This is a genomic window from Streptomyces sp. NPDC002671, assembly GCF_053592475.1.
On the sequence record NZ_JBSFVU010000001.1, the window covers coordinates 276,066 to 296,990 of the forward strand.

At 71.2% G+C, this 20,925-nt stretch carries 18 protein-coding genes; 10 read left to right on the top strand and 8 right to left on the bottom strand.

The features are described from left to right. Window positions 1–72: 72 nt before the first annotated feature. Both ACWD35_RS01230 and ACWD35_RS01235 read left to right on the top strand, forming a co-directional pair. Window positions 73–999 (top strand): DUF4349 domain-containing protein, encoded by a 927-nt coding sequence (locus ACWD35_RS01230; RefSeq protein WP_451349313.1) that lies wholly within the window; start codon window positions 73–75, stop codon window positions 997–999. A gap of 27 nt (window positions 1,000–1,026) precedes the next feature. Continuing rightward, window positions 1,027–2,430: an FAD-dependent oxidoreductase gene (locus ACWD35_RS01235; RefSeq protein WP_451349033.1), complete on the top strand. Its 1,404-nt coding sequence runs from the start codon at window positions 1,027–1,029 to the stop codon at window positions 2,428–2,430. Here the strand turns inward: ACWD35_RS01235 and ACWD35_RS01240 are convergent. After that, window positions 2,427–2,714, bottom strand: coding sequence for a hypothetical protein (locus ACWD35_RS01240; RefSeq protein WP_451349034.1), 288 nt, complete (start codon window positions 2,712–2,714; stop codon window positions 2,427–2,429). The two genes, ACWD35_RS01235 and ACWD35_RS01240, sit on opposite strands and share 4 nt — an antisense overlap. A 92-nt stretch (window positions 2,715–2,806) precedes the next feature. Here ACWD35_RS01240 and ACWD35_RS01245 point away from each other — a divergent pair, with 92 nt between their 5' ends. Then, the gene (locus ACWD35_RS01245; protein WP_451349035.1) at window positions 2,807–3,631 is read left to right on the top strand and encodes a rhomboid family intramembrane serine protease; all 825 of its coding nucleotides are present in this window, start codon (window positions 2,807–2,809) and stop codon (window positions 3,629–3,631) included. A 1-nt stretch (window position 3,632) separates the two neighbouring features. Here ACWD35_RS01245 and hemE read toward each other — a convergent pair whose 3' ends face one another. Next, window positions 3,633–4,700, bottom strand: coding sequence for a uroporphyrinogen decarboxylase (hemE, locus tag ACWD35_RS01250; protein ID WP_451349036.1), 1,068 nt, complete (start codon window positions 4,698–4,700; stop codon window positions 3,633–3,635). A gap of 97 nt (window positions 4,701–4,797) precedes the next feature. On the opposite strand from hemE, the gene ACWD35_RS01255 reads away from it, so the two are divergent. The 5 genes from ACWD35_RS01255 (at window position 4,798) to ACWD35_RS01275 (ending at window position 11,413) form a co-directional block, all read left to right on the top strand. Then, entirely contained in the window at window positions 4,798–5,472 is a 675-nt protein-coding gene (locus ACWD35_RS01255) for a DUF3000 domain-containing protein (protein ID WP_451349037.1), read from the top strand. A gap of 259 nt (window positions 5,473–5,731) precedes the next feature. Beyond that, window positions 5,732–6,391, top strand: coding sequence for a LuxR C-terminal-related transcriptional regulator (locus tag ACWD35_RS01260; RefSeq protein ID WP_451349038.1), 660 nt, complete (start codon window positions 5,732–5,734; stop codon window positions 6,389–6,391). 168 nt (window positions 6,392–6,559) lie between these two features. Further along, on the top strand, window positions 6,560–7,849 hold the full coding sequence (locus tag ACWD35_RS01265; protein ID WP_451349039.1) for a ribonuclease D: 1,290 nt from the start codon (window positions 6,560–6,562) through the stop codon (window positions 7,847–7,849). A 220-nt stretch (window positions 7,850–8,069) separates the two neighbouring features. Then, a complete protein-coding gene (locus ACWD35_RS01270) occupies window positions 8,070–9,287 on the top strand; it encodes a thiolase family protein (RefSeq protein ID WP_263213749.1) in 1,218 nt (405 codons plus the stop codon). Further along, window positions 9,284–11,413: a 3-hydroxyacyl-CoA dehydrogenase NAD-binding domain-containing protein gene (locus ACWD35_RS01275; protein ID WP_451349040.1), complete on the top strand. Its 2,130-nt coding sequence runs from the start codon at window positions 9,284–9,286 to the stop codon at window positions 11,411–11,413. Before ACWD35_RS01270 ends, ACWD35_RS01275 begins: the two co-directional genes overlap by 4 nt. Before the next feature lie 53 nt (window positions 11,414–11,466). Here ACWD35_RS01275 and ACWD35_RS01280 read toward each other — a convergent pair whose 3' ends face one another. The 6 genes from ACWD35_RS01280 to ACWD35_RS01305 all read right to left on the bottom strand — a co-directional run bounded on the left by ACWD35_RS01280 (window position 11,467) and on the right by ACWD35_RS01305 (window position 19,508). Then, entirely contained in the window at window positions 11,467–12,483 is a 1,017-nt protein-coding gene (locus ACWD35_RS01280) for a hypothetical protein (protein ID WP_451349041.1), read from the bottom strand. 71 nt (window positions 12,484–12,554) lie between these two features. After that, complete coding sequence (locus tag ACWD35_RS01285) at window positions 12,555–13,607, bottom strand: NlpC/P60 family protein (protein WP_451349042.1); 1,053 nt, start codon at window positions 13,605–13,607, stop codon at window positions 12,555–12,557. Window positions 13,608–13,644: 37 nt separating this feature from the next. Continuing rightward, the gene (locus tag ACWD35_RS01290; RefSeq protein ID WP_451349043.1) at window positions 13,645–14,127 is read right to left on the bottom strand and encodes a poly-gamma-glutamate biosynthesis protein PgsC/CapC; all 483 of its coding nucleotides are present in this window, start codon (window positions 14,125–14,127) and stop codon (window positions 13,645–13,647) included. Further along, entirely contained in the window at window positions 14,124–15,737 is a 1,614-nt protein-coding gene (pgsB, locus tag ACWD35_RS01295; RefSeq protein ID WP_451349044.1) for a poly-gamma-glutamate synthase PgsB, read from the bottom strand. The genes ACWD35_RS01290 and pgsB overlap by 4 nt, the downstream gene beginning before the upstream one ends. Window positions 15,738–15,743: 6 nt before the next feature. Next, window positions 15,744–18,020, bottom strand: coding sequence for a HAMP domain-containing protein (locus ACWD35_RS01300; RefSeq protein WP_451349045.1), 2,277 nt, complete (start codon window positions 18,018–18,020; stop codon window positions 15,744–15,746). A gap of 273 nt (window positions 18,021–18,293) precedes the next feature. Next, on the bottom strand, window positions 18,294–19,508 hold the full coding sequence (locus tag ACWD35_RS01305) for a CapA family protein (protein WP_451349046.1): 1,215 nt from the start codon (window positions 19,506–19,508) through the stop codon (window positions 18,294–18,296). Between the two features lie 20 nt (window positions 19,509–19,528). Between ACWD35_RS01305 and ACWD35_RS01310 the strand changes: the two genes are divergently transcribed. After that, complete coding sequence (locus ACWD35_RS01310) at window positions 19,529–20,506, top strand: hypothetical protein (protein ID WP_451349047.1); 978 nt, start codon at window positions 19,529–19,531, stop codon at window positions 20,504–20,506. A 4-nt stretch (window positions 20,507–20,510) separates the two neighbouring features. Continuing rightward, window positions 20,511–20,924 carry an NTP pyrophosphohydrolase gene (locus tag ACWD35_RS01315; protein WP_451349048.1) on the top strand — a complete coding sequence of 138 codons (414 nt, stop codon included), beginning with the start codon at window positions 20,511–20,513 and terminating at the stop codon, window positions 20,922–20,924. The last annotated feature ends 1 nt before the right edge of the window (window position 20,925 follow it).

Sequence of the window (20,925 nt, forward strand, 5' to 3'; positions counted from 1 at the left end):
GCCGCCAACGTTCCGGACGGCTCCGGCGTCGAAGAGACGTCACTCGGCCCGGCGATCCTCGGGGGTAAAGCCATGCGCACAGCACACCGCCCGCACCGACCACGTTCCGCACGCCCCGTCCCGGCCCTGGCCGGGGTCCTGCTCGCCGCCTCTCTCGCGCTCGCCGGGTGCAGCGGCGCGAGCGACTCGGGCGGCGGCTCCGCCGACAAGGCCGCCGCGGGCAGCATCGCGCAGAACGGCGGTCAGCGCGCCGGCGACTACGGCGCGGCGGACGGCGCCGAGGCGCACAGCGGGAAGTCCCGTACGGCGCCGAAGCTCACGCCGAACGCCATCATCCGCACCGCGTCCCTGACCATCCGGGTCAAGGACGTGCCCAAGGCCCTGGACGAGGCACGCACGACCGCCGAGAGCGCGGGCGGTTACGTCGGCGACGAGACGACGGACCGGGACGCCGAGGGCCACGAGCACACCCGTGTCGTGCTGCGGGTGCCCACGGAGAAGTACGACACCGTCCTCACCTCTCTCCAGGGCACCGGCAAGCTCGTGGAACGCACCGCGAAGGCGGTGGACGTCACCGACCAGGTCGTGGACGTGGACAGCCGCGTCAAGTCACAGCGGGCCAGCGTGGCCCGGATCCGCGCGCTGATGGCCCGGGCGGACAAGCTGAGCGACGTCGTCAGCCTGGAGGGCGAGTTGAGCAGCCGTGAGGCCGACCTGGAGTCGCTGCTGGCCCAGCAGGCGTCCCTGAAGGACCGCACGAGCCTGGCCACCATCACGCTGTCGCTGTCCGAGACACCGGTGCGCAAGGCGGCGGCGAAGGACGACTCGCCGGGCTTCGTGGACGCCCTGTCGGGCGGCTGGCACGTGTTCGTCACCATGCTGCGCTGGATCGCCCTCGCCCTGGGTGCCGTCCTGCCGTTCGCGGCGCTCGCGGCCCTGCTCGCGCTGGTGTGGCGGCGCGTCGTACGCCCGCGGCTGTCCCAGTCCGAGCGGGACTGAAATGGCCGCGCCCCGTAGCGTGTTCACATGAGCATGAGCGCTGGGCGGGGCGGAACGGAACGCACGGAACGACTGGTCGTCATCGGCGGTGACGCCGCGGGCATGTCCGCGGCGTCCCAGGCGCGCCGGCTGAAGGGGCCGGACGAGCTGGAGATCGTGGCCTTCGAACGCGGCCACTTCACCTCGTTCTCGGCGTGCGGCATCCCGTACTGGGTGGGCGGGGACGTCCCCGAACGCGACCAGCTGATCGCGCGCACCCCGGACGAGCACCGCGCGCGCGGGATCGATCTGCGGCTGCGCACCGAGGTGACGGAGATCGACGTGGCCCGGCAGCGGGTACGCGCGCGTGACGTCGATTCCGGCGCCGAGTCGTGGACGCCGTACGACAAGCTCGTCATCGCCACCGGCGCCCGCCCGGTCCGCCCGGACATGCCCGGCGCGGACGCCCCCGGTGTGCACGGCGTGCAGACCCTGGACGACGGCCAGGCCCTGCTCGACACGATGGCAGGAACGCGTGGCCGCAGGGCGGTGGTCGTCGGGGCGGGCTACATCGGCGTGGAGATGGCCGAGGCGCTGATCAACCGCGGCTTCGAGGTGACGGTCGTCAACCGCGGCAAGGAGCCGATGTCGACGCTCGACCCGGACATGGGCCGTCTGGTGCACGAGGCCATGGAGGGACTCGGCATCACCATGGTGAACGACGCCGAGGTCACCAAGGTGCTCACCGGTCAGGACGGCCGGGTCCGCGCGGTCGTCACGGAGGACGCGGAGTTCCCGGCGGACGTGGTGGTCCTGGGCATCGGCGTCCGCCCCGAGACCACGCTCGCGCGCGCCGCGGGCCTGCCCCTCGGCGCCCGCGGGGGCCTGCTCACCGACCTCGCGATGCGGGTGCGCGGCCACGAGAACATCTGGGCGGGCGGCGACTGCGTCGAGGTGCTGAACCTGGTCTCGGGCCAGGAGCAGTACGTCCCGCTCGGCACCCACGCCAACAAGCACGGCCAGGTCGTCGGCACCAACGTGGGCGGCGGCTACGCCATCTTCCCGGGCGTGGTCGGCACGGCGGTCAGCAAGGTCTGCGACCTGGAGATCGCCCGGACCGGCCTGCGCGAGAAGGACGCCCGCCGGGTGGGCCTCCAGTACGAGAGCGTCACCATCGAGTCGACCAGCCGCGCCGGCTACTACCCGGGCGCCTCCCCCATGACGGTCAAGATGCTCGCCGAGCGCCGCACGGGACGCCTGCTGGGTGTCCAGATCGTGGGCCGCGAAGGCGCGGCGAAGCGGGTGGACATCGCTGCGGTGGCGCTGACCGCCGGGATGACGGTGGAACAGATGACGGCCCTGGACCTGGGCTACGCCCCGCCCTTCTCCCCGGTGTGGGACCCGGTCCTGGTGGCGGCGCGGAAGGCGACGGCGAAGGTACGGGCTGCCTAGGCCGTCCCGCTGATCCGCGGCAATGAAGTGACCGCTGCACTCGACGTCACAGCCGCGGGCTGCTCACCTGCCGGCTTCGCATGCGACGCGGTCGGCCGGGTCGATCGCAGCCGGTAACTCACCGCCTCGTCCAGCGTCACAGGCCGCTGCATCTGCGAAGCGAGTCGCCCGGCTTCCTGGCCGAGCCGTGCGACATCTTCCCAGGGGAGCCGCACCACCAAGGAGATCTCGGCCTCCCCATCGGGCAGGGCGTGCATCGCCGGGAGCTGCGGAGCGTTCGTCATCGCCTGATCCTCACGTCGGTTGACCAGGGATACGGACGCCCGCCCTGCGGCGTTCACCGGTTCGCGCGCCGCAGCGGGGGCAGACCTTCTGTGTGGTCATCCCCGTCCATGACGTGAACCCGGTGCGCGGCACCCCCTGGGTGACGTACGCGCTCATCGCCGCCAACGTGCTCGTGTTCCTCTCCACGCCCGGCATAGCGGGTTCCGTGGCCGGCGGCGGCGATCTCGCGCAGCTGTGCCATCTGAGGGCCTTCACGGAGCACTACGCGGCGGTCCCCAGGGAGCTGATCCACCATCGGATGCCGGGGCTGGTGCCGACCGGCGACGTCGGCGTGGGCCCGCACGGCGCGGGCTGTGTCGTGGCCCTGCCCGGCTACCACAAGTCCCCGCCGCTGTCGGTCTTCACGGCGATGTTCCTGCACGGCAGCTGGCTGCACCTGCTCGGGAACATGCTGTTCCTGCTGATCTTCGGCAACAACGTCGAGGACCGGATGGGCCACATCCGCTACTTCCTCTTCTACGTCGTCTGCGGCTACGCTGCCGGGTACGGCTTCGCGCTGCTCAACGCCTCCTCGGGCGACCCGCTGATCGGCGCGTCCGGCGCGATCGCCGGAGTCCTCGGCGCCTATCTGGTGCTGTATCCGAGAGCCAGGGTCTGGGTCCTCGTCCCGTTCCTGGTCTTCCTGCCGCTGCGGCTGCCCGCCTGGCTGGTGCTGGGCTTCTGGTTCGCGCTCCAGGCGGTGTACTCCTCCGGCCACGGCGTCTCGGGCGCCGGAACGGTGGCGTACGCGGCCCACGTGGTCGGCTTTGTCGCGGGGATGCTGCTGGCCTGGCCGCTCAAACCCGGCACGCCGCCCCCGCCGGAGCCGCCCGGCCTGCTGTTCGGCAGGCGGGCGCGGCCCCGCCACACGTGGTGAGTCAGCGCGCGGTGGCGGTGTGGACGTACTCCACGAGCCGGGTCAGCGCGTCCGGGTCGGTGTTGGGCATGACCCCGTGGCCGAGGTTGAAGACGTGGCCCTCCAGACCGGAGGCCGCATCGAGGACCTCGCGGGCCTTGGCCGCGACGGTGTCCTTGTCGGTGAACAGGACGGTCGGGTCGAGGTTGCCCTGGAGCGCCTTGCCGGGGCCGACGCGGCGGACGGCCTCGTCCAGCGGGACGCGCCAGTCGACGCCGACGACGTCCGCCCCGGCCTCGCCCATGAGCTTCAGCAGCTCGCCGGTGCCGACGCCGAAGTGGATGCGCGGGACGCCGTAGCCGGCGACGGCCTCGAAGACCTTCGCGGAGGCGGGCATGACCGAGCGACGGTAGTCGGCCGGGGCGAGCGAGCCGACCCAGGAGTCGAACAGCTGGACCGCGCTGGCGCCCGCCTCGATCTGCACCTTCAGGAAGGCGGCCGTGATCTCGGCGAGGCGGTCCAGCAGGTCGGCCCACAGCTCGGGGTCGCCGTACATCATCGCCTTGGCGTTCTCGTACGTCCGGGACGGGCCGCCCTCGACCAGATAGCTCGCGAGGGTGAACGGCGCTCCCGCGAACCCGATCAGCGGGGTCGGTCCCAGCTCGCGGGTGAGCAGACCGATGGCCTCGGTGACGTAGGGGACGTCCTCGGGGGTGAGGTCACGCAGCCGGGCGAGGTCGGCGCGGGTGCGGATCGGCTGCTCGACGACCGGGCCGACGCCGGGCTTGATGTCGAGGTCGATGCCGATGGCCTTGAGCGGGACGACGATGTCGCTGAAGTAGATCGCCGCGTCCACGTCGTGGCGGCGGACCGGCTGGAGCGTGATCTCGGTGACCAGCTCGGGCCGCATGCAGGACTCGAGCATGGGGATGCCCTCGCGCACCTTGCGGTACTCGGGCAGCGAGCGGCCGGCCTGACGCATGAACCACACGGGGGTGTGCGGCACGGGTTCGCGCCGGCACGCCCGGAGGAATGCGCTGTCGTAGGTGGCTGTCGGCTGCTGGCCCGTGGGGCTTCCGTTGGCACTCACGACGGCAAGTCTCGCACGCCCCGGAGCGGAGAAGTGCCGCAGCCCTTAGGGGGTGTCCTGCCTGCACGAAGGCCGCGTTCCCCTTACTCTTCCCCGCATGGCTGCGGCTCAGGGACGACTGTCGGACGGCGCTGACGGAATGGACGACGCGGAGGACACCGCGGAGGGGCAAGGGGGCAGTGGGCTGCCGCCGGCGTTCCAGAGCGCGGTGGAGGCGCTGCGGTCCGCGCGGCTGCGCCCGCAGGTCGAGGTGGAGCCGACACCCGCCCCGCAGCGGCTGGCCCCTTTCGCGTACGCGCTGGAGGCGGTGGTGGTCGACGGCGAGCAGGAGCTGGCCGACGGGCGTCTGGTGCTGCTGCACGACCCGGCCGGGCACGAGGCCTGGCAGGGCACGTTCCGCCTGGTGACGCTGGTGCGGGCGGAGCTGGAGCCGGAGATGGCGGTCGACCCGCTGCTGCCCGAGGTGTGCTGGTCGTGGCTGACCGGGGCGTTGCAGGCGCGGGGGCTCGGCTACGGCGAGCCGAGCGGGACGGTCACGCGCGCGGGTTCGCACTACTTCGGCGGGCTGGCCGAGCGCCCGCCCGCCTCGCAGATCGAGATCCGCGCCTCCTGGACGCCGCGCGAGGGCCTGGGCGGGGCGCCGGACACCGCGGCCCACCTGGCGTCCTGGTGCGATCTGCTGGCCCAGGTCGCGGGGCTGCCGCCGGCCGGTCCGGGCGACGCCTCGGTGGTGACGTTGCCGCAGCGTCGGCGGGGCCCGCAGTCCCGTTGACGGAGTGCCGGGAAACGCCTTATTGACCATCTCTTTGTCGATACGGCCACTTTCCGCACTCGAATGGCACCCGCACGAACCGACTCGATCTTCGGATGATCGATCGCGTGTCCGAATTGCACGGATTGTTACTCACTAGATCGTGATCATTCTCTAAAGGCGGACGAGTTTGCTGCCGAAGACGACTGTGACCTTGAAAGCACGGTTCGTCCCGGCTACCTCCCCACAAGCCGGCCCCGTCCCCCACCCAGGAGGCCTGGTGTCCGTTCTCCTAGAGCAACCCGCAAGCCTGGTCGCCTACCGCCCGAACAAGCCGACCGCCATGGTCGTCGTGGCCGACCCGCGCGTGCGCTCCACCGTCACCCGCCACCTGTGGGCGCTCGGTGTGCGCGATGTCATCGAAGCCTCGTCCATCGCGGAGGCTCGTCCCCGCATCGGCAACCCCCGCGACATCTGCGTCGCCGACGTCCACCTGCCCGACGGCTCCGGCCTGACCCTGTTGTCCGAGACCCGCGCCGCCGGCTGGCCCAACGGTCTGGCGCTCTCCGCCGCCGACGACATCGGCGCCGTCCGCAACGCCCTGGCCGGCGGGGTCAAGGGCTACGTCGTCACCGGCACCCGCACCAACATCGGGCTCCCCACCCGACCCGGTGCCACTCCCCTCGGTGCCACCGCCCGCATGCACCGCCGCCCCCCGGGTGCCCCGAGCCACCCGGGCGGCTACCGCGAACTGTCCGGACGCGAGGTCGAGGTCCTGCGACTCGTCGCGGAGGGCCAGTCCAACAAGGCGATCGGTGTCTCCATGGGCCTGTCCGCCCTCACCGTGAAGAGCCACCTGGCCCGGATCGCGCGCAAGCTGGGCACCGGCGACCGCGCCGGCATGGTGGCCGTGGCCCTGCGCACCGGGATCATCCACTGACCCCTGACTGCCCCCTGGAATCGACCCCCACGCCCCCGGGAACCGGCCGCACCCGTTCACTCATGTGAACCGGGAGTTTCACCGGGCTGACTGGTTTACGACCCTACGGTGCCCGTCGACGGAACGTTACGTCGACGGGCGCTGTGCACACACCGATACCCTTGACAGGTGACCGACGCCCAAGAGACCGCAGCAGACAGCGCCCTGCGAACCACCGGAGGCACCCCTCCGGACGACGCCGGATCTTCTGTGATGGGGGCGCCGACACCTTTGCTCGAACCGCGCGAGGGCATTCCGCCCGTGATCGCCGACGAGGCCGCCCTCGCCGAGGTGACCGCCGCCTTCGCCGCGGGCTCCGGCCCCGTCGCCGTCGACGCCGAGCGCGCCTCCGGCTACCGCTACGGCCAGCGCGCCTACCTCGTGCAGCTGCGCCGCGAGGGCGCCGGCAGCGCGCTGATCGACCCCGTGGCCTGCCCCGACCTGTCCGGTCTCGGCCAGGCGCTGTCCGGCGTCGAGTGGGTGCTGCACGCGGCCACCCAGGACCTGCCCTGCCTGCGCGAGATAGGCATGGTGCCGACCCGTCTGTTCGACACCGAGCTGGCCGGCCGGCTCGCCGGCTTCCCCCGGGTCGGTCTCGGCGCCATGGTCGAGGGCGTCCTCGGCTTCGTCCTGGAGAAGGGCCACTCCGCCGTCGACTGGTCGACCCGCCCGCTGCCCGATCCCTGGCTGCGCTACGCCACCCTGGACGTCGAACTCCTCGTCGACCTGCGGGACGCCCTGGAGAAGGAGCTGGACCGGCAGGGCAAGCTGGAGTGGGCCCTGCAGGAGTTCGACGCGATCGCGGCTGCGCCGCCGGCCGAGCCGAGGAAGGACCCCTGGCGCCGTACGTCCGGGATGCACAAGGTGCGGCGGCGCCGTCAGCTGGCCGTCGTACGGGAGCTGTGGGAGACGCGGGACCGGATCGCCCAGCGCAGGGACGTGTCCCCGGGCAAGGTGCTGTCCGACGCGGCCATCGTGGAGGCCGCGCTCGCCGTTCCGGCCAATGTGCACGCGCTGGCCGCGCTGAACGGGTTCGGGCACCGGGTGGGCCGCCGGCAGCTGGAGCAGTGGCAGGCCGCGGTGGACCGTGCGAAGACCCTGTCCGACAGCGCCCTGCCGCAGCCGGGACAGCCCGTCGCCGGTCCGCCGCCGCCGCGGGCCTGGGCCGACAAGGACCCTGCCGCCGCGGCCCGGCTGTCGGCCGCCCGCGCCGGTGTGTCGGCCCTGGCCGAGCAGCTCAACATGCCCCAGGAGAACCTGATCTCCCCGGACACCGTGCGCCGGGTCTGCTGGGAGCCGCCGAAGGCGGTCGACGCCGGCTCCGTCGGGGCCGCGCTGGCCGGGTACGGTGCGCGAGCGTGGCAGGTGGAGCAGGTGACGCCGGTCCTCGTGGAGGCCCTGGCGGCGAAGCCGGCGTAACCGCGGAACCGGAACAGGAACGTCGAGATCACGCCAAGATCCGGGGCGGCGTTCCGTGCTGCCACGAGGCGGGGCGAGCAACGCATTCGGGTGTGACGTTCGCCGCTCGCCCCGGCAGGACTGTGCAGCTACGTTACTCATAAGTAGCATGGGCCCTGAGCGCGCGCTCAGCGCTTGCGCGCCGCAGCTGTGCCATCCCGCACCCTGGAGGAGAGCCATCGTGCCTCGTACCGTCAGGGACGTCGTCTTCGTCGACGGCGTCCGCACCCCGTTCGGCAAGGCGGGCCCGAAGGGCATCTACCACGAGACCCGTGCCGACGACCTTGTCGTGAAGGCGATCCGGGAGCTGCTGCGCCGCAACCCCGGCCTGGACCCGAAGAAGATCGACGAGGTCGCCATCGCCGCGACCACGCAGATCGGTGACCAGGGCCTGACCCTCGGCCGCACGGCCGGCATCCTCGCCGGTCTGCCGCAGTCCGTTCCGGGCTACTCGATCGACCGCATGTGCGCCGGCGCCCTGACCGCCGTGACGACCACCGCCGGTTCGATCGCCTTCGGCGCCTACGACGCCGTCATCGCCGGTGGCGTCGAGCACATGGGCCGCCACCCGATGGGCGAGGGCGTGGACCCGAACCCGCGCTTCGTCAGCGAGAAGCTGGTCGACGAGTCGGCCCTGTTCATGGGCATGACCGCGGAGAACCTGCACGACAGGTACCCGACGATCACCAAGCAGCGCGCGGACGAGTACGCGGTGCGCTCGCAGGAGAAGGCCGCCAAGGCGTACGCCGACGGCAAGATCCAGCAGGACCTGGTGCCGATCTCGGTGCGCCGCACCAACCCCGAGGCCGGCGAGACCGGCTGGGGCCTGGTCACCGCCGACGAGCCGATGCGCCCGGGTACGACCCTGGAGAACCTGCAGGGCCTGAAGACGCCGTTCCGCGTCCACGGCCGCGTCACCGCCGGTAACGCCGCCGGTCTCAACGACGGCGCCACCGCCTCGATCATCGCGAGCGAGGACTTCGCCCGCGAGAACAACCTGCCGGTCAAGATGCGCCTCGTCTCGTACGCCTTCGCGGGCGTCGAGCCCGAGGTCATGGGCTACGGCCCGATCCCGGCCACGGAGAAGGCGCTCGCCCAGGCGGGCCTGTCCATCTCCGACATCGGTCTCTTCGAGATCAACGAGGCCTTCGCCGTCCAGGTCCTGGCCTTCCTGGAGCACTACGGCATCGCCGACGACGACGCGCGCGTCAACCAGTACGGCGGCGCCATCGCCTACGGCCACCCGCTGGCCTCCTCCGGTGTCCGTCTGATGACGCAGCTGGCCCGCCAGTTCGAGGAGCAGCCGCACGTCCGCTACGGCCTGAACACCATGTGCGTCGGCTTCGGCATGGGCGCGACGGTCATCTGGGAGAACCCGCACTTCGAGGGGGACAAGTGAGCACCACCGCTGAGCTTCTGAAGGGTGCGGCCGAGCTGTTCCCCGACGAGGTCGTGACGTCCGCGCACGTACGCCACCTCGACCTGCCGTTCGGCGCCGGGCGCTTCGCGCTCATCACGCTGGACAACGGCTTCGACCACACCAAGCCGACCACCTTCGGCCCCGCCTCGCTCGCGAACCTCAACACCGCGATCGACCAGGTGGAGAAGGAGGCGGCCGAGGGCGCGATCGTCGGCGCCGGCATCACCGGCAAGCCGTTCATCTTCGCGGTCGGCGCCGACCTCAAGGGCGTCGAGCTGCTGAAGAAGCACGAGGACGCGCTTGCCATCGGCAAGGGCGGCCACGAGGTCTTCAAGCGCCTCGCGGGCCTCGCCGTCCCGACCTTCGCCTACTACAACGGCGCGGCCATGGGCGGCGGCGTCGAGGTCGGCCTGCACTGCACCTACCGCACGGTGTCGAAGGCGCTGCCCGCCTTCTCGCTCCCCGAGGTCTTCCTGGGCCTGGTCCCGGGCTGGGGCGGCTGCACGATCCTGCCGAACCTGATCGGCGCGGAGAAGGCCGTCTCGGTGATCATCGAGAACAGCCTCAACCAGAACAAGCAGCTCAAGGGCAAGCAGGTCTTCGAACTCGGCATCGCCGACGCGCTGTTCGAGGGTGCCGACTTCCTGGAGCAGTCGCTGATCTGGACGGCGAACGTCCTCAAGGGCGACATCGAGGTCGAGCGTCCGGAGATCGACCGCGGCGAGGCCTGGGACCAGGCCGTCGCCAAGGGCCGGTTCATCGCCGACTCCAAGGTGCACGGCGCGGCCCCGGCCGCCTACCGCGCCCTCGACATCATCGCCGCCGCCAAGAACGGCGACCTCCAGCAGGGTTACGACGCCGAGGACCAGGCCCTCGCCGACCTGATCATGGGCGGTGAACTGCGCTCCGGCATCTACGCCTTCAACCTGGTGCAGAAGCGCGGCAAGCGCCCGGCCGGTGCGCCGGACAAGAACCTGGCGCGCCCGGTCACCAAGGTCGGCGTGGTCGGCGCGGGCCTGATGGCCTCGCAGCTGGCGCTGCTCTTCCTGCGCCGCCTGGAGGTCCCGGTCGTCCTCACGGACATCGACCAGGCGCGCGTCGACAAGGGTGTGGGCTACGTCCACGCCGAGATCGACAAGCTGCTCGGCAAGGGCCGGATCAACCAGGACAAGGCCAACCGCCTCAAGGCGCTGGTGACGGGTGTCCTGGACAAGGCCGAGGGCTTCGCGGACGCGGACTTCATCATCGAGGCCGTCTTCGAGGAGATCGGCGTCAAGCAGCAGGTGTTCGCGGAGGTCGAGGCGGTCGCCCCGGCGCACGCGATCCTGGCGACCAACACCTCCTCCCTCTCGGTGACGGAGATGGCGTCGAAGCTGAAGCACCCCGAGCGGGTCGTCGGCTTCCACTTCTTCAACCCGGTCGCGATCCTCCCGCTGCTGGAGATCGTCCGCGGCGAGAAGACGGACGACGCCTCGCTGGCCACGGCGTTCGCCGTCGCCAAGAAGCTGAAGAAGACCGCGGTCCTCACCAAGGACGCCCCGGCGTTCGTCGTGAACCGCATCCTGACCCGCTTCATGGGCGAGATCCAGAACGTCATCGACGAGGGCACCCCGGTCGAGGTCGCCGAGAAGTCGATCGAGCCGCTCGGCCTGCCGATGTCCCCGCTCGTCCTGCTGGAGCTGGTCGGTCCCGCGATCGGCCTGCACGTCTCGGAGACCCTCAACCGGGCCTTCCCGGACCGCTTCAAGGTCTCCCCGAACCTCAAGGCGGTCGTGGAGGCGGGCAAGCGCGGCTTCTACGTCTACGACAGCGGCAAGCCGGAGCTGGACCCGGAGGTCGCCGCGCTGCTGAAGCAGGGCGACACCGTCCTCACCGAGGAGCAGGTCCGTGCCCGCGTCCTGGACGCGGTGGCCCAGGAGATCGGCCTGATGCTCGACGAGGGCGTCGTCGCCGAGGCCCAGGACATCGACCTCTGCCTGATCACGGGCGCCGGCTGGCCCTTCCACCTGGGCGGCATCACGCCGTACCTGGACCGCGAGGGCGTCTCGGAGCGCGCGAACGGCAAGAAGTTCCTGGCCCAGGGCGTGGCCAGCGTTCCCGCGTAACACCCGGTGACAGCACGAAGGGCCCCCGCTTCGGCGGGGGCCCTTCCGCGTGCTCAGACGGGCCGCCAGGCCTCCAGTGCCAGCCCCGGTTCATCCTTCCGCCGGGTCAGCAGCAGCTGTCCCGTCGACGCGGACAGCGTTGCCGCCACCACGCGCTCGTCCTCGTCCGTGGCCAGGGACACCCTTGCGTCCACCGGGAGTTGGGGGCCCGACTCGGTCCACCAGGCGCCCGCCTGCTCCTGTTCCGTGGGGTACGCGGCGAAGGCCACCCGGCCGCTGGTGCCGCGCTGGGCCAGCAGGGTGCAGTCGTGGCCGTCCAGTTCGCAGCGGACCGCGGCGGCCGGGCCGGAGCCCGCCGAGGCGAGGAGGGTGACCGGGGCGGTGCCGGGGCGCCAGGTGCACAGGTTGCCCTCGGTGTCGGTGTAGAAGACCGTCGTGCGCTCGGGGGAGGTCGCCAGGGCGTGCAGGGTGCCCGGGCGGACCGGGGTCTCCAGGGCCTCTTGGAGGACCGGCCGGCCGCCGGGCTCCTCCTGGTGCCAGTACACGAGGCCGGCCGGGGTGGCCGCGTACAGGCCGACCGTGCCGGACTCCCCCGTCACCGCGGCCAGACCGTCCTGGACCTCCCGGCCCAACAGGTCCCGCCAGGGCTCCCAGCCGCCCTTCTCCTTCTGGGCGAGCAGGCTCACCCCGCCGCCCTTGTTGCGGACGAAGACATGGGCGCGGCCCTGGGCGTCGACGGCCACGGCGGGCGTGCCCGTGCGGTCGCCCTTCTTGTCCGGGTGGCCGATCGAGGACCAGTCCAGGGCCGCGAGGCGGGGCCGGAAGTGCGTGGAGTGCACCAGCCCCGACTCCCCCTTGCCCGTGGGCCGCCAGGAGACCAGGTGGGCGTAGCCGTCCGCGCCCTGGCCGACCGCGAGCACGGGGTGCAGCTTCTGGTCGCCGCCCACCGTGCGGGGTTCGGTCCAGGCACCGCCGGGGGCACGCTCCGCCCGGCACCGGACGGCGTCACCGGACAGCTGGTAGACACTGAGCCGGCCGTCTCGGCCGCGCAGGAGCCAGTTGCCGTTCACCGGTTCACTCTATGCTGCGCCCGGTGCCCGCCGTGGCCCGGCCCCCGCCCCTCCACCGGAGTTCCAGCCGGTCACAGCCGCTTGGCGCTGCGGAACAGTTCGGCGTAGAAGCCGTCGCCGTCGATGCGGGAGACCCCGCCGTTGTCGCCGATCGTGGGGCCGTTCTGCTCCTTGCGGCTGGAGATGAAGACCTTGTGGCCCTCGCTGTCCGGGCCCAGGTAGATGGCGGAGTGGTCGATGTGGTCGCCGGTGCGGTGGTCCATCTTGAAGAACAGCAGGTCGCCCGGCTGCAGCATGTCGGTGTTCTTCGGGCGGGTGTACCAGGGGGAAGGGCCCTGGAGCTTGATGATGTCGACACCGACCTTGGAGCGGGCCATGCCGTTGGCGGTGCGCGGCAGGCCGTCGCCGGACTCGTTGGTGGCCATCAGCGGGTAGCGGGAGCGGTAACCCCACACCATCCGCAGGAAGCCGGAGCAGTCCAGCGCACGGTAGCGGTCCTTGCGCGGGTACATCGTGACGCCGTTGCGGAAGGTGTACGGGATGCCGAGGTAGTCGTAGAAGTCGTTCTGCTCCAGGCGGTCCACGCCGTCCGGCTTGAACGGGCCGAACACCGCGTCGCCCGCGTACGGCACACCAGTGGAGTCCTTCTTGACCGGGGCGCCCTGCACGTACTGGAAGGCGATCGCGAAGATGTCGTCCTCCTGGCTGCCGTAGTACTGCTTGAACCAGTCCTTGAACCACTGCTGGTTCTCGGCACCCTTGGTCCAGGGCTCCGGCATGAGGCGGACCCAGTCGTCCGAGATGACCTTGGTGCTGGTGTTGGCGGGCTCGCTGAAGGTGCGGGACGGTCCCTTGAGGACGGCGCTGCGGGCGCCGTCGGTGAAGGTGGCGATGACGGCGCCCTTGCCGTCGCGCAGCACCGAGCGCGCCGGGTCGTTCAGCCGCTCCCAGGTCTGCTTGCCGGTCGCCTTGCCCGCGTTCTGCAGGGGGTGATCGGTGACCGACTGGCCGGCCGGGGTCTTCGCCGGCTCGTCCCGCAGTTCGTAGGTGAAGAACGCGCTGCCCGCGAGCAGCGCCACAACCGTCGCCACTTGGACGGCGGGGCGGCCTTTGCGCTTCGGCATGGTGTGGGCTCCAGGAATGCGTCGGGAAGAGGCGGGCTCAGGCGGAGGGCAGGGCGCCCAGCAGGATGCCGGCGGTCAGGACCACGTAGGTGGCGAGGGTCACGGATCCGACGGACAGCAGGGTGGCGCCCTTGGGCTGGCGGACCAGCTGGTAGCCGATCAGGCCGGGGACGATGAAACCGAGCGTCTGGTTGGCGTACAGCAGCGGGAACTCCATCTGCAGCACGATGATCACGGCGGCCTGGATGAGCACGCCGCTGAGCACGACGGCCGCGAACAGCCGCTTGCCGTACAGGATCACGAACTTCTGCATGAGCAGGGTGGCGAGGTACGTCAGCACGGTCACGCCGACCACCAGGGCGGCCCGCTGGAGGTCCTCGATGAGAGTGAGCGCGAGCCAGCCCGGCGTGATCATGCCGCCCGGCGACAGGTTGGTCGTCAGGTAGCACATCAACGAGAACATCAGACCCAGACCGATGCCGATCGCGGCGATCTCGGGGGTGAGGACGGAGGGGATCAACGCTGTTCTCCTGGGCTGTGCCACTGCTGGCTGTCGTCGGCGGAAGGCTGGGGATGGACGCGGGGCTCGAACAGCCCGCGCTGAGCGGGCGGTTCGCCCTGGTGGTGCTGCGGCCAGTCGTCCTGGTGCTGGTACTCGTGCTGCTGCTGCGGCCAGTCGTCGTCCGGCTGCTGCTGCGGCCAGTCGTCGTTCGGGTACGGGTGGGCGGCGTCGCGCTGCACCGGGATCTGCGGGACGTACGGCTGCTGCTCGACGTACGAGGGCTGGACGTACGGCTGCTGGCCGTAGCGCGACTCGTACGCCTCCGAGTAGCCCTGGTAGGGGTCGATGCGGGGTGCGTACAGCTGTACGGTCTCGACGTGCTCGACCACGGCGGGTGCCGTTTCCGCGCGGCCGGCCGGGGCCGTGGCGACGGGCTCGTCGGCGCTCTCGTCCGGCGGGAGTTCGGCGAGGTGCTCCAGCAGGATCTCGCCCTGGCCGTGGATGTTGCCGATCGCGACCATCGAGGAGTCCGCGCCGAGCATGTCCAGCATCTTGTGCATGAACTCCTCGGGGTCGCGCTTGTCGCCGCCGAGGTCGACGGCGCGCGAGCGGAACTCGGCGGGGATGGCGTCGATGGCGGACTTGGCCGGGTGGCCGATGACGAAGACGCGCTCGGGGTCGAGGTCGGGGATGATCTCGCCCATCTGCCCGTTGCGTTCGACACGGTCGGGTCGGCAGTTGATGACCACGTTGAGCGGGCGGTGGATGGCGCCGAGGTCGAGCAGCTGGTTGATGTTCATCAGCGTCGACTCGGGGTCGTTGGCCGCGAAGACGTTGGCGAAGCGCAGCTTCTTGCCCTCGGGCGTCTGGTAGCGCTCGACGGAGAGGACACCGGGGTCCGGCGGGGCGTCGTACATGCCCTGCAGGGCCGTCTCCCGGTCGACGCCGAGGAGTTCGGCGACGGCCAGCGCGATGGCCACGTTCTCCTTGAAGGTGAACCAGCTGAAGCCGCGCAGCTCCTCGTCGCTGACCGTCTCCGGGTCGGCGTAGATGAGCTGGCAGTTCCGGGCGTCCGCCTCCTCCTGGAGGATGTGGAAGCGGTCCTTCTCGGCGGTGACGCAGATGCCGTCCTCCGGCATCGAGCGGCACAGCGAGCGGGCCACGTCGTCCAGGGTGGGGCCCATCTCGGCGAGGTGGTCCTCACGGACGTTGCACAGCACGCCGATCGTGGAGCGGATCAGCTTGGACTGGTTGATCTCCTGCAGGGCCGGCATGACCGCCATGCACTCGATGACGAGCGCGTCCGGCTTGTAGGCGGCGGCGCGCCGCACGATGCCGATCTGCTCGACCACGTTGGCGATGCCGAACTTGCGGTAGACCGGTTCCTCGGTGGCGTCCGGGTGGATGAACCGGGCCGCGGTGCCGGTGGTCTTGGCCACGGTGACCAGGTTGCCGCCGCGCAGGGCGCCCGCGCACAGCCGGGTGATGGACGACTTGCCGCGGATGCCGTTGACCAGGACCCGGGTGGGTATGTGGTCGAGGTTGTCGAAGTGCCGCCGCTGCTCCACGATGCCTGCGCCAAGCAGGATCGCGCAGCACACCAGCAGCACGGTGTAGAGGAAGAGCACGGGTGATCAGTTCCTTGTGTACTGCTCGGGCGAGTACTGCTGCGGGGCGGACGCCTGGGGCGGGGTGCGGCGCGGCTGCTGCCGGCGCTGGTCCTGCAGTTGCTGACGGATGAGTTCCAGGGAGCGCGTGACCGCGCCGACCTCGTCGTGGTGCTGCGGGAACAGCACGGTCTTGCGGTCGCCGCCGGCCAGCGCCTCGGCGTGGTCGGCCAGCGAGCGCAGCGGCCGGCCCACCACGATGTACAGCCAGCCCAGGCAGGCGACGGCCGCGGCGGCGCCGAGCAGACCGGCGAGCACGGTGCGGTTCTGGGCGTCGTACTCGGGGATGGCGAGCCGGTTGGCGGGCTGCCAGCTGACCACGGTCCAGCCGAGGGACGCGGCGGCACCCTTGCCGTTGAACGGGGCGGCGGCGGCGATGCGCACCCCGCCGTCGCGGTAGAGCACGCCGTTGGCGCGCGCCCGCTTGCCGAGCTTCTGGGAGCTCGCCGAGGCCAGGTCCTTCAGGTGGCTGTCGGGCAGCGAGTGGAAGGCGAGGAAGCCGGTGTTGCCGGCGATGATCCCGCCCTGCTTGTCGACGAGGCGGACCACACCCATGCCGGGCCGGGTCAGCAGCGCGTTGAAGAACTCGACGCGGAACTCGGCCACGAGCTGGGCACCGCTGCGGCCGGGGATCTCGGCGTTGCCGATGACGACGGGCTCCTTGCCGCCGCGGCCGAGCAGCCGGACCGGATCGCTGGAGACACGGTGGGACTTGATCACATTGGGATCCTTGCCCACCCGGGTCTGGATCTCGCCGGAGGAGTCGACGACGTAGAGCGAGCGGTAGCGGTGGTTCTCGTCGAGGGTGCGCTTCAGCACCTCGTCCATGGCGCCGTCATCGGACTTGTCGCCGATCAGGGACGCCACCGACTGCAGGTCGACGCTGCCCTCGTTGAGCCCGCGGCGCACCCGGTCGCTGATCGTGTCGGTGCGTTCACGCTGGTCGCTGACGAGCTGCTGCGGGACGACGGCCGTGCCGTCGGCGCGGTTGACCAGCAGCATCAGCGGCGCGGACCAGGCCAGCAGCAGGACGGCGCAGGCGACCAGCAGAGCCCGGGTGCCCACCCGGCGCAGCCCGCCCGGACGCGCCGCGGGGCCCGTCTGCTCGGGGGTCTCGCCGAGCAGCTGTCGCCGCAGCTGTTCCAGGGAGTGGCCGACGCGGTGCGCCTCGCCGTAGCCGGGGACGGTGACGGGCCGGTGGAGGTCGCCCCGGGTGAGCCGGCGGGACTCCAGGAACAGCCGGATCAGCGGGCGCTGCACGGTGCCCAGCAGCACGGCCACGGCGATGCCGCCGACGATGAGGAGTGCGGCGGCGGCGAGCAGGCCGAACGCCGGGGAGCTGGGATGATCGGAGTCCTCGGCCACCTTGACCATGGCCACGACGGACAGGCCGAGCCCGGAGGCGGTGGTGGTCTCGCCGGGGTCCGGGGCGGCGAGCGTGGCGTATCCGGCGACGGAGCGGTCGCTGAGCACGTGCCCGCCGAGCAGGCTGCCGCTGACGCCCTGATAGCCGCCCAGATTGCCGAGTTCCTTGCTGCTGCGCGGATCCTGCTTGGCCTTGCGGGCCGCGATCTCGGCGAAGGCCTTCAGCTGCTTGCGGGAGGCCTTGGCGTCGGCGCGGTCGGTACTGGTGCGCGCCTGCTCGGGCTCGATGATGCCGTCGCTGCTGAGGATCGTGCCGTCGGGGTGGACCACGGCGATGGAGCGGAACTGGCCGAGGCTGATGCCGGGGGCCTTCAGGGTGTTGGAGGCGACCAGCAGCAGCTGCGGCTTGCCCGGCCAGGTCAGCAGCGCGAAGGACAGCAGCCGGGTCTCGCCGTTCTTCAGCTCGACCAGGCGCGGCGTGAGCCCGCCCTCGTCGCCGACGGAGGCGGTGTTCACCTGGGTGAGCGGCACGGTCTCGCCGCGGGCCGCGACCAGCTTGCCGCTGCGGATCTCGACGACCGCGGTGCCCATCCACTTCTGGTAGCTGCTGCCGAGCTTGTCGAGGACCTCGTCACCGGAGACCGGCTGGCCGGCGCTGAACAGCGCGGCGGAGCGGGTGAGGTCGGTGACGGACTCGTCGATGGAGGCGCGCAGCGCGATGGCGCCGTCCTCGGCGAAGTGCTGCTGGGAGGTCAGCACCGCTTTCGGCACACCGGCGTTGTCGACGCGGCCCAGCACCAGTGCCGTGATGCCGGCCAGCGTCAGCAGAAGCACCGACAGCACCGCGATCGGCGGGCGTATGCCTCCGATCAGCGACATGTCGGCTCGTCGGCGGGCTCGGTGCTGCCGCGCCGTGGGCGGTGACGCCAAGGGAGGGTCCTCTCAGGGTGTGCGGCTGGTCAAGTCCACACAGGGATTCACGGGGACGTTCTTCAGATGTTTCAGAAATACACGCGCTCTGTGTGCACCTGTGGCGCAGGTGCACTCGCAGCACTCAGACAGGTAAGCACCTCATAAAGTTGCTTACCTGCCTGTGTGATCTGCATAACATTCACGTTTAGAGGTTCAGGGTAGGGCAAAACGCGCACGTCATCAGGGCAGCGGGGTCAGCGGCTTGAGTCCGTCCTTGGCCGCGCCGCGGTTGAGCAGCGTGCCCTCGGTGCGCTCGAACGCGAGGCGCAGCCGCGCGCGTTGACGGTCCGTGAGGTGGTGGTCGTCGCGGAGCGCGGCCGGCACGTCCAGCAGACGGTAGTCCCGTGCGTCGTCGTCGGTGTACGAGGCCTTGTTGCCGTCCACGGCGTTCACGGCGTCCGGCGGGATCTGGAGCAGAGTCGGCTCGAAGCGCGGCTGGACGTCCCAGTGGCCCTTGCCGTGCTCGGTGAACGTGAACCAGCCGATCACGCCCTCCTCGGTCAGCCCCGTCGGCACCTCGTGCCGGGCGATCTGGTTGCCGAGGCCGTAGCAGATCCAGGTGCCCTCGACCTTCTCCATCGGCTCCACGACGTGCGCGTGGTGGCCGATGACCAGGTTGATGCCGGTCTTCTCGGCGATCTGCCGGGCGAAGGAGAGCTGGTCGACGGTGGGGTTCGGCTGGTGCTCCTTGCCCCAGTGCAGGGAGAGGATGACCACCTCGGCGCCCGCGTCGCGGGCCCGCTTCTCGGCGGCCTGGATCGCGCTCAGGTTCTGCTCGTTGGCGAGCCACGGCTTGTCCTTCGGCAGCGTGTGCGGCTCGTTGAAGCCGAACGCGAAGGATATCTGCGCGACCTTGACGCCCTTGACGTCCAGGATCAGCGGGGTGAGCGCCTCCTTCTGGGTGCGGAAGGAGCCGGTGTGCTTCACCCCGGCGGCGTCCAGCGCGTCCAGGGTGCGCTTCACGCCCTCGTAGCCGTGGTCGAGGCTGTGGTTGGAGGCGGTGGAGCAGGTGTCGTAGCCGAGGTCCTTGATGGTCTTCGCGGTCTGCGGCGGCACCGCGAAGTTCGGGAAGCCCTCGAACGGGCCGTTGGGGGCGCCCATCACGGGCTCCTGGTGACAGATCGCCAGGTCGGCCTTGCTGATGACCGGCTTGATGCCGGCCATCATCGGCCCGAAGTCCAGCCCGTTCACGCCCTGGCCGGTGCGCTTGGCGTCCTTGCGGGCCTGGTCGACGAGCTCGGGATGCATCAGGATGTCTCCGGCCGCCGCGACGGTGAAGGTACGCCCGCCGCCCTGGTCACCTCCGTCGCCGGGAAGAAGGCCGCAGCCGGCGACGGCGGCGACGAGGGAGAGCGGAGGCAGCAGGGTCAGCACTGTGCGGCTACGTCTGGTCACCGGGATATCTTGATACAGCCATGAGAGCCACTCGCTCACGCATCATAACGATCGCAACAATTCTGCTGGTCATCGCGGGCCTAGCCGCCGGGCTGACCGCGCTGCTGCGCGCTGCCCGGAACACGGGCGCGGACGGCGCGGACCACCGGGGCGGCCAGGGCGCCGCGCAGGTCGACCTGGCCCGCGAGGTGTCGGACTACACCAGCCGGTTCGGCCCGGACCACGGCTACCGGCCGCCCGACGAGGCCGACCGCACGGCCGTCGCCGAGGGGATCGGGCTGCTCGTCGACGGCCGCCGCAAACAAGCGGAACAGTTGCTTTCCCAACGCGACTTCACCGTGCGCACCATCGTCGACCGGGTCTCCGGGCACCGCTACACCGAGGTGGCCGACCGCACCGACGACGCCGTGTCGCCGCGCGGCTGGGGCCGGGTCTACATGGATCTGGAGCACCGTCCGCGCTGGTCGGTCCAGGTCCCGCATCCGATCTTCGACGAGGGCACCGAGCTGCTGGGCGTACGGGTCCTGCGCGACTCCCCCGGCGGCGTCCTGGTGATTGCGGGAGCACACCGCAAAGCCGGCGTCGGGAACGCCGCGGACGTGGCGCACCGCCGGGACACCGTGTTCCACGCCATCTGCGCCGAGCTGATCCGCCGCAGAATGCCCGGGATCCAGTTGCACGGCTTCGCCTTCTCCGCCGCCCCCGAGTACGACATGGTCGCCTCCACCGGCGCCGGATCTGCGGGCCTCGCGGACGGCCGCAGGCTGGCCGACGACCTGAGCCGGCACGGCTTCCGCGTGTGCCGGGCCTGGGTGCGCGCCTGCCCCCTGGAGGGCAAGGAGAACATGCAGGGCCGGGCCGCGGACGCCGCGGACGTACCGTTCCTGCACGTCGAGTTCGCCAACGAGGTGCGCCTCGACGGTCCGACCGCCGACCGTGCGGCCAGGGTCATCGGCGGGCTCGTCCACCGCTGGGACACCGCTCCTGTGACACCCTGAGGGCATGGCGGACGAGACAGACAACCCGGACGGCACCCCGGGGGCCGCCCCGCTGCCGCTGCTCGTCGTGGACGGCGCGAACGTCGTCGGCTCCGTGCCCGACGGCTGGTGGCGCGACCGCCGCGGTGCCGCCGAGCGCCTACGGGACCGGCTGGTGCCGTTCGCCCGGTCCGGAACGGCCGGGCTGGCCGGGCCGTTGGAGCTGGTCCTGGTGGTCGAGGGCGCGGCCCGGGGCGTCCCCTCCGTGCCCGGGGTGCGCGTCGAAGAGGCGCCCGGCAACGGCGACGACCGCATCGTGGAGCTCGCGGCGGCGGCCGGCGACCGCCCCTGCCTGGTCGTGACGGCCGACCGCGAGCTGCGCCGCCGGGTCACCGAACTGGGCGCCCACGTCACCGGCCCCCGCGCGGTACTGACCTGAT